Below are 11,386 nucleotides of genomic sequence, written 5' to 3' on the forward strand. Positions count from 1 at the left end.
GTCAGGACACCTCCCGCCGCAGCACCCGGACCAGCCCGGCGGCCAGCGGCAGCGCCAGCCAGACCAGCAGCGACACCGCCAGCCGGCCCCACTGCCCGGCGGTCACCTCGGCGCTCAGCAGGGGTTCCATGGTGACTGCGGTGTCCAGCCACTCGGCCGGCTTGCGCAGCGCCGTGACCATCGCGGCGAGGATGCTCCAGACCGTCGGCAGCAGCAGGTAGCTGACGATGGCCAGCGGGGTGTTCAGCAGCAGCAGGCCGAAGGCCGCGCCCATCAGCGCGTTCGCCACCTGGAGCACGGCGGCGTGCGGCAGCAGCTGCCAGTCGAAGGCCCAGGTGCCGGCCCCGCCGGTGGCCTTGGCGACCAGTGTCCCGACGGCGGCGACGGCGAGGCTGACCAGCACCGAGGCCAGCGCCGCCAGCAGCAGGGCGGCGAGCTTCGCCACGACCACCCGGTCCCGGCGGGGAACCAGGGCGAAGGTGGTCAGCGCGGTGCGCTGCGACCATTCGGAGGTGATGGAGAGGATCCCCAGCACCGGCAGCAGCAGCCCGACCGGGAACAGCGACGGGGTGAAGAAGGCGCGGAAGGTCTGCTCGGCGTCGTCGAGGACGAACACCTGCACCGTGACGATGGCCGCGGCGATCAGCCCGATCGCGGCCAGCAGCCAGCGGCCGGCCCGGGTGTCGGTGAGCTTGCGCAGCTCCACGCCGGTCAGCCGGGCCAGCGACGGTCCGACCATGGCCGGCCGGTGGACGGTGGCGGCCGGGGCGGCGATGGTGGTGGTCATTTCACGGTCTCCTTTGTCGACGCGCCGGCGGTGAGGGTGAGGAAGAGCTGTTCCAGGCCGCCGCTGCCGGCGGGCCGCAGCTCGGTGAGGGCCAGCCCGGCGTCCGCCGCGGCCTGACCGACCACCCCGGGTTCGGCGCGGACCACGAAACCGCCGTCGGTGCCGGCGGTGGCGGGCAGGGTGGCCCGGTCCAGGGCCTGCCGCAACGCGAGCGGGTCGCGGGCACGGACCAGGGTGCCGGCCCCGGCCAGCAACTCGTCCTTGTCGCCGGCGGCGACCACCCGACCGCCGCCGATCACGACCAGCCGGTCGGCCACCGCCTCCACCTCGCGCAGCAGATGGCTGGAGAGCAGCACGGTGCCGCCCCGGTCGGCGAAGTCGCGCAGCAGGCCACGCATCCAGAAGATCCCCTCCGGGTCGAGACCGTTGGCCGGCTCGTCGAGGATCAGCACCTGAGGGTTACCCAGCAGCGCCAGCGCCAGGCCGAGCCGCTGCCGCATCCCCAACGAGTACGCCCCGACCCGCCGTTTCGCCGCCGCCTCGTTGAGCCCGACGAGGTCGAGCTTCGCGGCCACCTGCCGGCGGTCCACGCCCATCGTCCGGGCGGCCAGGGTCAGTGCCTCCCGGCCGGTCCGCCCGGCGTGTTGTGCCGAGGCGTCCAGCAGCACCCCGACCTGCCGCCCCGGGTTGGGCAACCGGCGGTAGGGCACGCCGGAGACAGTGGCGCCGCCCGAGGTGGGCGGGGTGAGCCCGCAGATCATCCGCATGGTGGTGGACTTGCCGGCGCCGTTCGGGCCGAGGAAGCCGGTCACCGTGCCGGGTTCGCAGTGGAACGACACGTCGTCCACAGCGGCCTGCGGACCGTACCGCTTGGTGAGATGGTCAACTTCGATCATGGCGTCGAGCCTGTCGGAGCCACTCGGCCATGCGCTGCGGCCGGCGGTCGAGATCCGGCCATACCTCGGTCTACCGGCAACCCTCGACTTTGGTAGCTGTCTGCGCGGGCAGCCGACTTCCTAGCATGGGCGGGTGAGCGCCGCCGTCGTACCCGAACATCCCTGGCTGCTGCCCGGGACCCTGACCCGTCCACCGACCATGGTGCGGCGCACGGCCCGGGACTGGGTGGTCGACAGCCTCTGCTTCCTGCTCGCCCTCGCCTGGGCGTTGTTCTCCTTCGGCGACGCGGTGGGCCCGGATCCGGAGCTGGCGCTCAACGCCGGGCCGGGCTGGCTGGTCGGGGTCGACCTGGTGCTCGGGGTCTGGGTGAGCGCCGCGCTCTGGTTGCGCCGCCGCTGGCCGCTGGCCTTGGCGGTGGCCACGGCGCCGTTGGCGCTCTTCTCGTCCAGCGCCGGCATCGCGATGCTGGTCATCCTGTTCACTGTGCTGCTGCACCGGCCCCTGCCGACGGGTGCCGCCCTGGTCGCCTGGCATCTGGCCACCACGCCGGTCTACCTCGCGGTCCGACCGGACCCGGAGCTGCCGTTCTGGCCCGCCGTCGCCTGGACGGTGCTGATCGTGGGCGTGGCGGTGGCCTGGGCGCTGTTCGTCCGGGCCCGCCGGCAGCTGGTCCTGTCGTTGCGTGAGCGGGCCGACCGGGCCGAGGCCGAGCAGCAACTGCGGGTGGCCCAGGCGCGGCAGTTGGAGCGCACCCGCATCGCCCGGGAGATGCACGACGTGCTGGCGCACCGGATCTCGTTGCTCAGCCTGCACGCCGGGGCGTTGGAGTTTCGCCCCGACGCGCCCCCGGAAGAGATCGCCCGGGCGGCCGGGGTGATCCGGGCCAGCGCCCACGCCGCCCTTGAGGACCTGCGCGAGGTGATCGGCGTGCTGCGCACGGAGTCCGGCGGCGAGCAGAGTCCGGAACGACCGCAGCCGACGCTCGGCGACCTGCCGGCGCTGGTCGCCGAGTCCCGGGCGGCCGGGATGCGGGTCGGCGTGGTCGACGAGGTCGGCCAGGCGGCAGCGGTGCCGGCGGCGGTCGGGCGCAGCGCGTACCGGATCGTGCAGGAAGGGCTGACCAACGCCCGCAAGCACGCGCCGGGGGCACGGGTCACGGTCCGGCTGGCCGGCGGGCCCGGCGACGGGCTCGCCGTGGAGATCCGCAACCCGTGGCCGGTCGGGGAGGCCCGGCCGGCCATCCCGGGCACCGGCACGGGACTGGTGGGGGTCACCGAGCGGGTCAGCCTGGCCGGGGGCCGGCTGGAACACGGCCGGGACGCCGCCGGCGACTTCCGGCTCGCCGCCTGGCTGCCCTGGTCGGACAGGTGAGCGCGGGGGAGCCGGGGCCGGTGCGGGTGCTCGTCGTCGACGACGACCCACTGGTCCGGGCAGGGCTGTCGATGATCCTCGGTGGGGTGCCGGAGATCCAGCTGGTGGGCGAGGCCGCCGACGGCGCCGAGGTGCCGGCCGCCGTCGAGACGTACGCGCCGGACGTGGTGCTGATGGACATCCGGATGCCCCGGGTCGACGGGCTGACCGCCACCGAGACGTTGCGCGCGCTGCCGGAGCCGCCCGAGGTGCTGGTGTTGACCACGTTCGACGCCGACGAGCAGGTGCTGCGCGCACTGCGTGCCGGCGCGGGCGGGTTCCTGCTCAAGGACACCCCGCCGGTGGAGATCGTCCGGGCGGTGCTGCGGGTGGCGGCGGGGGAGGCGACCCTTTCCCCGACGGTGACCCGGAAGCTGATCGCCCAGGTGACCGCCGGTCCGGCACCCTCCGGTGGCGACCTCCGGCAGCAGCGGGCGCTGCGGGCGCTCGCCAGCCTGACCGAGCGGGAACGACAGGTCGCGCTCGCCCTGGGGCAGGGGCGGACCAACGCCGAGATCTCGGCGGAGCTGTTCATGAGTGTGGCGACGGTGAAGGCGTACGTGTCCCGACTGCTGACCAAGCTGGAACTGAACAACCGGGTGCAGGTGGCGCTGCTGGTGCACGACGCCGGCCTGGTCTGACGGGCACCGCGGGCGGCCTGTCCCCGGTGCGCCACCGCCTGCCGGCCAACGTGCGCGGGGTACGGTCCGATGCGATTGAACCGCTGTCCCGCGCGGGCCGTACCACTGGCCGAGGATGCGCTGCGGCGGACAGCCGCAGTCGCTGGCGAGCTGCGGGAGGCCTGCCGTGCGAGTTGGTGAGCAGTCGACGGACCCCATCGATCTGGTTCTGGGCGAGGTGCCGGTGCCGGCACCGCTGACGCCGGAGGACGTCCGGCTCGCGGTGCGGGCGGTGGTCGTGCACGCCGCCGAGGAGTGGCCCAACGGGCCGCTGTGCCGTAACGACGGCGCGTCGTACCCGTGCCGGTTGCACCGGTGGGGACGACGGGTACTGGAGAACCACGGGCTCAACGAACGTCAGATCGAGGCCCTGATCCGGCACGGGAATCCGTTCGTGCACGTGCCGTTCCCGTTCACCTACGGCAGCCCGGCGCAGTCGCGTCCCGGCGCGGCGACACCACCCCGCAGCCAGGCGCCCGGCCAGCCGGGCCGGCCCGTACCCGCCTACCCGACACGTACCCAGCCGGGCCGGCCCGCCGCCCCGGCCATGCGGCCGGCTGCGGCCCAGGGCATGCGGCCGGCTGCGGCTCAGGGCATGCGGCCCGGTCTCCGGCCCGGCGTGCCCGGTCGGCCGGTGGTGCCCCCCGCCACCGCGCCGCGCTGGCCCCGGGCGAGCTGAGCGCAGGCACGACCGCCAGCGTTGCCGGGGTGCCGCCGACGCCGGCCCGGACCGGGTCCCCCACCCGGCCGGGCCGGCGTCGATGTTTGCGCCGGTCCGATCGGCGGAGCCGGCCGTACAGCGATGCACGTCGGCGGAGCCGACCGGACAGCCCCGTCAGTCGGCGGAGCCGACCCCGCACTCCGGGGCCGACCAGACGGTGGTGGCGCTCGTCCGGTCGCGGTCGTTCTCGCGCCGCGAGTCCAGGTGCACGTGGCTGCCGTGACCGGGGTAGCCCGGCCCGAGGATGCCGCTGAACCCGTGGCTGCGGGCGGCCCGGGCGAGGTCACACAGCGAACCGGCCAGGGGAACCACGTCGGCGGCGTTGCCGTAGAGGTGCTGACTGTCCGCCGCCCCGCCGACCTGTCGGTTGCAGGTGGCGCTGCGGAAGCCGCTGGTGACGTGGAGCGGCTGGTCGCCGAGCGTGTGGCGCAGCGCCTCGAGCTTCCACATGGTGCGCAGCGCGGTGGCGCGGGTCTCCGTGGCCGACAGCGGCCCCCCGCTCCACCCGCCCCGACCGCACCCGTCGTCCATCTCGTCGAAGCTGAAGTGCGCGGGTGTGCAGTCGTCGTCCTGCAGTTGGTACAGCTTGGCGAAGGTCTGCGGGCCGGCGATCCCGTCGACGCGTAGCCCGTACGCGGCCTGGAACCGGCTGACCGCCGCGGCGGTCTCCGGTCCGTACTGCCCGTCGACCCGGACGATGCCGCCGTAGGCGGGCCATCCGGCGACCCGGACCTGGAGTTGGCGGACATCCTCGCCGAAGCGCCCCGACGACAGGGTGCGGTTCCAGGTGTAGCAGGCGTCGGCGTGGGCGGCCGGCGCGGCGAGCACCGCGCCGGCCGCGGCCCCGGGTAGTGCGAGGGCCATCGCCATGAGGGCTCGCTTGAGCGTGTGTACGCGCACAGGTGTCCTCCGGTGGGTGAGCGACTGGGTGACTGAGCAGGCATCGACCTCGACGCCCCGTCCTCCCCACCCTGGCAGTTCTCCTGCCCGTTCGAGACGATTTGCGAGAATCATTCGGAGTGAGGGGTTTTTCTAGGCGACGACTCTGTCTTGCGCTGATTCGTACCGTGGACGATCCGACCGGAGCGGGGCGGCGAGGACGGCCGGCGCGGACCGGCCCGGACCGCCCGAAAGAGCACATGTGGCGACGTTGGGTGACTGCCGGCCTGCCGTTCGCAACCGGTAACGTCTGCCCTGGCCGACGACGGGGAGGTCAGGGTGGCTCGCGGAGGCGTGTTCTGCGTCGAGGGGCAGTGGCATCGTGACTTGAACGAGCGCGGTTCCGTCCTGCCCACCCTCGAGCTGCTGGAACGGCTCGGCCGGATCCGCTTCATCCACAAGGACGCCGCGACCCGCGACGAACTGTTCTACTTCCTGGATCGCTGGCTGCTCAAGCAGTACGCCGACTACCGGGTCGGCTTCTTCGCCATGCACGGGGAACCGAGCCGGCTCTGCCTGACCGACTGGGACTCGGTGGCGCTCGCCGACGTCGCGGAGCGGATGGCCGGGCGGTGCGAGGGGCGGCGGCTCTACTTCGGCAGCTGCTCGGTGCTACGCGCCTCCGACGCCGCGCTGCGTACCTTCCTGGACGTCACCGGGGCGGCCCTGATCTGCGGGTTCACCCGGGAGGTGGACTGGGTGGAGTCCGCCGCCTTCGAGACGGTGCTGCTCGACGTGCTCGCCAACGGCCAGCGGCACAACGCCGCCGAGCTGCGGATGGGCTCGGCGCACTGGGCGCCGCTGGCGGCGTACCTCGGCTTCCGGGTGATCTACGCCAACGGCCGGGCGTGGCGGGCGGCGGCCCGGCCCCGGGTGCCGGCCCAGACCGCGCCGGGCCGCGTCGCCGGGCGGAACCCTTGAAGCGACCGACCGCGGAACCCGGTTGACCGGGGTGCGGCGGCCCAGCGGACCGGTCGCGTACGGGTCCGGCGGGATCCGTCGGTGCGTCGGCCGGTGGGCCGGCGCGCGGATGGCCTGGTAGAACCATGGCATGCCACGCCGTATCGCGAGCAACACCCGGGCCGACCGGGCCGCCCTGATCGAGTTCCTCCGTCCCCGGCACCGGGTCGTGCTGATGACCACCCGATCCGACGGCCGCCCGCAGGCGTCCCCGGTGGCCTGCGGGGTCGACGCCGAGGGCCGTCTGGTGATCTCCACCTACCCGGAGCGGGCGAAGGTCCGCAACATCCGCCGTGATCCCCGGGTCTCCGTCTGTGTCCTCTCCGACGACTGGGACGGCCCGTGGGTGCAGGTCGACGGCACCGCCGAGGTGCTCGACCTGCCGGAGGCGCTGGAGCCGCTGGTGGAGTACTTCCGCAGCATCTCCGGCGAGCACCCGGACTGGGACGAGTACCGGCAGGCCATGGTGGCGCAGGGCAAGTCGCTGATCCGGGTGACGATCGACGGTTGGGGCCCGATCGCCACCGGCGGCTTCCCGTCCCGGCTCGCCGACTGACGCGGTCAGTACGCGGCGGTGAACCGCATGTTCTCGAAGCGCGGCGCCTCGATCTCGTCGATGATCGCCACCGCCAGGTCCTCGTAGGTCAGCACCGAGCGCCCCTGCTCGTCCAGAACCGGGTGCTCGATGCCGGTCCGGTACCGACCGGTCCGCTCGCCCGGGTGGAACTCCAGCGGGGGCGGGGAGACGTAGGTCCAGGTCACCCCGTCGGCCGAGGAGCGGTACCAGGCCAGCGCGTCGGCCTGGCCCAGCGCCGCGTCCCGGTACTCCTCGGGGAAGTCCGGTTCCTCCAGGAAAGGGGTGTCCCGCGGTGTCAGCAGGGTCGCCCCGCCGCCGACGTGGATCACCCGGGGCGGATCGGGCACCTCCCGCAGTACGGTGATCAACGTCTGCGCCGCGTCCCGCCACAGCGCCCGTTCACCGCCGCCGACGGCCACCACGATCACGTCGGCCTCGGCGGCGAGTTCCCGCACGCTGCGGGCCGAGGTGGCGTCCCCGGTCACCACGTGCACCCCGGCCGGCAGCCAGGTGACCGACTCCGGCCGGCGGACCGCCGCGGTGACCCGGTGCCCCCGGGCCACAGCCTCGGCGACGATCCGCGAGCCGGCGGTGCCGCCGGCGCCGTACACGACGATGTTGCTCATGCCGTCCAGGCTATGGAGCACCTGGACCGCCCGTCGCCGGAACGGCCCGGATCCCCCCGCCGGCTCAGCCGATGACGGCGCTGTAGACGAGCTGCCGCAGCTGCGCGCGCAGCGGGTAGGTGCTCGACGGCATCAGCTGGGTGAAGAACAGGGCGGTGATCTCCTCAACCGGGTCGACCCAGAACGCCGTGCTGGCCAGACCACCCCAGTAGTACTCGCCGACGCTGCTGGGCACCCGAGCCGGCACCGGGTCGGTCACGACGGCGAAGCCCAGACCGAAGCCGATGCCGTCCAGCACCGTCTCGGCGAACCCCTCCGGCTCGAACGACGCCAGGTCACCCCCGCCCGGCAGGTGGTTGCGGGTCATGTAGCGCACCGTGCGGGGGGCGAGCAGGCGTACGCCGTCCAGCTCGCCGCCGCGCAGCAGCAGTTGGGTGAAGCGGTGGTAGTCGGCGGCGGTGGAGACCAGCCCGCCGCCCCCGGAGAGGCACTGCGGGCGGTGCAGCGCGGCGGCGCCGAACCGATCGGCGCGGATCGCCCGACCGGTCGCCGGGTGCGCCATGTAGAGCGCGGCGAGCCGCTTGGCGTCCGGCTCGCCCACCCAGAACCCGGTGTCGGTCATGCCCAGCGGGCCGAGGATCCGGTCGGTGAGGAATGCGTCCAGGCGCTGCCCGGAGAGCACCTCGACCAACCGGCCCAGCACGTCGGTGGAGACGCCGTAGTTCCACCCGGTGCCGGGCTGGAACATCAGCGGCAGCTTCGCCATCCCGGCGGTGGCTTCGGCGAGGTCCAGGCCCGGTGGGACGCCGAGGTCGTACCCGGCGGCGCGGTAGAGGGCGTCGACGACCGAGGTCTGCGCGAAGCCGTAGGTCAGGCCGGAGGTGTGGGTGAGCAGGTGCCAGACCCGGATCGGCTCGACCGCCGGCACCGTGTACGCCTTGAGCGCCGAACCCTTGTCGAAGACCCGGACGTCGGCGAACTCCGGCAGCCAGCGGCTGATCGGGTCGTTCAGGTCGAACCGCCCCTCCTCCCACAGCATCATCGCCGCGACCGAGGTGATCGGCTTGGTCATCGAGTAGATCCGCCAGATGGTGTCCGGTTCGACGGGCACCCCCGCCTCGACGTCGCGTAGCCCGTACGTCGTGCTGTGCGCGACCTCGCCCCGCCGGGTGACGACGACCTGCCAGCCGGCCAGCCGCCCCTCGTCGACGTAGCGGCCGAAGTGCCGGTCGATCCGCGCGAGCCGTGCGGGGTCGAAGCCGAGCCGGTCCGGGTCGGTGTTGGGTGCCACGCTCACCCCGCGAAAGTACTAGCCGCCGCTGCGGCGGCGGAAGAGTCGGCCCGTCACTGTCGGCCCGTGCCGCTACGGTGGGTCGATGTCGGAGACCATCGAGGACGCCACGTTCCGCGACGAAGACTGGTATGCCGAGGAGCTGGTCGGCCGGCGTTTCGTGCGGTGTTCGCTGCAGCGGGTCGATCTCGGCGAGGCGACCAGTCGGGGTGCCACCTTCACCGAGTGTTCGTTCGGCAACGTGTCCTTCAACTCCTCCCGGCACGCCGACTCGGCCTTCGTCCGGTGTGCGTTCCGGCGGTGCAATCTCTTCGACGTCGAGTTCGCCGGGTGCAAGCTGGTGGGCAGCACCTTCCAGGAGTGCGACCTGCGCCCGCTGCGGGTGACCGGCGGGGACTGGTCCTTCGTCGCGTTGCCCGGTGCCGACCTGCGCGGGGCGACATTCACCGGCGTACGGATGCGGGAGGCGGACCTGACCGGGGCCGACCTGACCGACGCGACCGTGACCGGCGTCGACCTGTCCGGCGCGCAGCTGCGCGGGGCCCGACTGACCCGGGCGGATCTGCGGGGCAGCGATCTGACCGCGCTGGATCCGCTGTCCGTGCAGCGGGACGGCGCCCTGATCGACGCGGAGCAGGCGCTCGTGCTGGCGCAGGCGCTGGGTTTCGAGCTCCGCTGAGCCGGCCGTTCCTGCTTCGCCGACGGATCGGCCCTGATCTGTTCCGGTCTGGCGCTGCGGCCGGTCAAACCCGATCATCCACAGTGGAGGGAGTCGGTGCGGGTGATCCATCCCCGCATCGTGACCGGACGGACATAGGACCGCTAGGATTCGTACTCGGCTGAGCGGGTCGATCCTGGCGTCGTTGGGACGGTTTTCGCTACCGCCGTTCGGTAACGAACTCAAAACGCTGACAGGCCGGACTATGGCGTAAGCGGTCGTACAGATGTAAACGTGACGGGGCTCACGTCTGCCTTGCGATCATGGTTGGCCGACGCGCGGTGTGCGGAACGGAGAAGCGGTGGCGGACGACCAGGTGAGACGGATCGGACCCGGTCCCTCCGACGGCGCGACCACTCGGACCGCCCGGCACCGCAAACGCCGTCGCCGCCGGGCGCTCGCGTCGCTGACCGCCCTGACCTGCCTGGCCGCTCTGGTGTCGTACCTGAACGTCGGCGGGGACCGGGCGCTCCCGGCCGAGGACCGCACGCTGTCGCCCGGTGCGCCGACCGTGGCCGGTCGGCCCACCGGCCTGCCCGCGGAGGTGACCGAGGCCGGTGTCGCCTCCCCAGGGCTGCGGCCCCGGCAACGCACCCCGTCGCCGAGCCCGTCGCTGACCCCCACGGCCGCGCCGACCACGAAGCCGGTGCAGGCCGGGCCGGTGCTCACCGTCGCCGAGGCGGAGGTGCCCGCCACGGTGGACCTCACCGCCCTCGGCAGCCGCGACTGGGTCCACTGGGGACTGCACGGCCCCGACTCCGAGGTCCGCAAGCGGGGCGGGTCGCTCGAGATCCGCGACGAGGGCGGCCGGGGCACGCGGGCCAGCATCGACACCAACCCGGAGTCGTTCCGCTGGCGCGACGGCACCCCCGTCGCCGCCGTCGGCGCGGCCATGACCAGCGTGTACACCTGCGGTGTTGGCAACGGCTTCAGTCTCGCCGTGGCCGGTAGCGGCCAGTTGCACACCGTGCGCCTCTTCGTCGGCGTCTGGATGGCGCGGGGCCGGCTCGACGTTCGGCTCTCCACCGGCGGCCCCACCCGGACGGTGCGGCTGGAGGACCCGCACACCAGCCACACCGTCCAGTGGGTCGTGCGGTTCCGGGTGCCTCCGGGCGAGAAGCTGCTGATGTCGTGGGTCGTCGAGCGGACCTTCAACTCCGACTGCGGCAACGTCGGCCTCCAGGCGGTCGCGTTGCGCTGATCCGGATCCGTACGGGGGCACTGGGGCGGTCCACCGCGTGGCTGGAAGAATCGTCCACAGTGATCCACACGGGGTGGGTCGACGACACGGGGAGAAACCATGCCCGCCTTCGCGCTGGCCCATATTCGCACGCCGCAGATCAACGAGGACGTTCTCGAGTACATCGACCGGATCCAGACCACCCTCGACCCGTACCAGGGGAGGTTCCGGGTGCACGGGGCCGAGGTGGAGGTCCTGGAGGGTGACTGGCCGGGGACCGTGGTGATCGTGGAGTTCCCCGACGTCGAGCGGGCCCGAGCCTGGTACGCCTCGCCGGCGTACCAGGAGATCCTGCCGCTGCGGACCCGGCACATCGAGGCTGCCACCCTCATCGTGGAGGGCGTCGGCCCGGACTACGACCCGCGCCGCACCGCGGCCCGGCTGCGCGAGGCCACCACCGCCGACTGAAGGTACGAGCTGCCCCCAGCGTAGCCGCGACTCGGGCACTGACGAGCGGAAACGCGAAAATGCTGGCCTCGCTTCCAGCGGCGTTGCTCTATTTGACGGACGGCCCGACAGGGGGCACGGTGGGGGTAGGGG

Annotated in this window: 13 protein-coding genes; 8 read left to right on the forward strand and 5 right to left on the reverse strand. The window is 73.1% G+C overall.

The features are described 5' to 3' along the window. Position 1: 1 nt before the first annotated feature. On the reverse strand, positions 2–787 hold the full coding sequence (locus E1182_RS05420; RefSeq protein WP_132261549.1) for an ABC transporter permease subunit: 786 nt from the start codon (positions 785–787) through the stop codon (positions 2–4). Next, complete coding sequence (locus E1182_RS05425; protein WP_132261550.1) at positions 784–1,683, reverse strand: ABC transporter ATP-binding protein; 900 nt, start codon at positions 1,681–1,683, stop codon at positions 784–786. The genes E1182_RS05420 and E1182_RS05425 overlap by 4 nt, the downstream gene beginning before the upstream one ends. 133 nt (positions 1,684–1,816) lie before the next feature. On the opposite strand from E1182_RS05425, the gene E1182_RS05430 reads away from it, so the two are divergent. The 3 genes from E1182_RS05430 (at position 1,817) to E1182_RS05440 (ending at position 4,453) form a co-directional block, all read left to right on the forward strand. Then, positions 1,817–3,055: a histidine kinase gene (locus E1182_RS05430; protein WP_132261551.1), complete on the forward strand. Its 1,239-nt coding sequence runs from the start codon at positions 1,817–1,819 to the stop codon at positions 3,053–3,055. Beyond that, positions 3,031–3,735, forward strand: a complete 705-nt coding sequence (locus E1182_RS05435; RefSeq protein ID WP_132261565.1) for a response regulator transcription factor — start codon at positions 3,031–3,033, stop codon at positions 3,733–3,735. Before E1182_RS05430 ends, E1182_RS05435 begins: the two co-directional genes overlap by 25 nt. 166 nt (positions 3,736–3,901) lie before the next feature. Further along, complete coding sequence (locus E1182_RS05440) at positions 3,902–4,453, forward strand: hypothetical protein (RefSeq protein ID WP_132261552.1); 552 nt, start codon at positions 3,902–3,904, stop codon at positions 4,451–4,453. A 156-nt stretch (positions 4,454–4,609) separates the two neighbouring features. Here the strand turns inward: E1182_RS05440 and E1182_RS05445 are convergent, their stop codons facing one another. Beyond that, on the reverse strand, positions 4,610–5,395 hold the full coding sequence (locus tag E1182_RS05445; RefSeq protein WP_132261553.1) for a D-Ala-D-Ala carboxypeptidase family metallohydrolase: 786 nt from the start codon (positions 5,393–5,395) through the stop codon (positions 4,610–4,612). Positions 5,396–5,713: 318 nt separating this feature from the next. Between E1182_RS05445 and E1182_RS05450 the strand changes: the two genes are divergently transcribed. Together E1182_RS05450 and E1182_RS05455 are read left to right on the forward strand one after the other, a co-directional pair. Continuing rightward, the gene (locus E1182_RS05450; protein ID WP_132261554.1) at positions 5,714–6,355 is read left to right on the forward strand and encodes a DUF6642 family protein; all 642 of its coding nucleotides are present in this window, start codon (positions 5,714–5,716) and stop codon (positions 6,353–6,355) included. A 130-nt stretch (positions 6,356–6,485) separates the two neighbouring features. After that, positions 6,486–6,950 (forward strand): PPOX class F420-dependent oxidoreductase, encoded by a 465-nt coding sequence (locus tag E1182_RS05455; protein ID WP_132261555.1) that lies wholly within the window; start codon positions 6,486–6,488, stop codon positions 6,948–6,950. Positions 6,951–6,955: 5 nt separating this feature from the next. Here E1182_RS05455 and E1182_RS05460 read toward each other — a convergent pair whose 3' ends face one another. Both E1182_RS05460 and E1182_RS05465 read right to left on the reverse strand, forming a co-directional pair. Continuing rightward, positions 6,956–7,597, reverse strand: coding sequence for an NAD(P)-dependent oxidoreductase (locus E1182_RS05460; RefSeq protein WP_132261556.1), 642 nt, complete (start codon positions 7,595–7,597; stop codon positions 6,956–6,958). 64 nt (positions 7,598–7,661) lie between these two features. Further along, positions 7,662–8,894, reverse strand: a complete 1,233-nt coding sequence (locus tag E1182_RS05465) for a serine hydrolase (protein WP_132261557.1) — start codon at positions 8,892–8,894, stop codon at positions 7,662–7,664. A gap of 79 nt (positions 8,895–8,973) precedes the next feature. On the opposite strand from E1182_RS05465, the gene E1182_RS05470 reads away from it, so the two are divergent. The 3 genes from E1182_RS05470 to E1182_RS05480 all read left to right on the forward strand — a co-directional run bounded on the left by E1182_RS05470 (position 8,974) and on the right by E1182_RS05480 (position 11,254). Next, positions 8,974–9,567: a pentapeptide repeat-containing protein gene (locus E1182_RS05470; protein ID WP_132261558.1), complete on the forward strand. Its 594-nt coding sequence runs from the start codon at positions 8,974–8,976 to the stop codon at positions 9,565–9,567. A 355-nt stretch (positions 9,568–9,922) separates the two neighbouring features. Beyond that, positions 9,923–10,807 (forward strand): hypothetical protein, encoded by an 885-nt coding sequence (locus E1182_RS05475; RefSeq protein ID WP_243706051.1) that lies wholly within the window; start codon positions 9,923–9,925, stop codon positions 10,805–10,807. Positions 10,808–10,906: 99 nt separating this feature from the next. Further along, entirely contained in the window at positions 10,907–11,254 is a 348-nt protein-coding gene (locus E1182_RS05480; protein WP_132261559.1) for a DUF1330 domain-containing protein, read from the forward strand. The last annotated feature ends 132 nt before the right edge of the window (positions 11,255–11,386 follow it).

This window comes from Micromonospora sp. KC721, assembly GCF_004348355.1.
In the GTDB taxonomy this organism is placed as follows: Bacteria; Actinomycetota; Actinomycetes; order Mycobacteriales; family Micromonosporaceae; genus Micromonospora.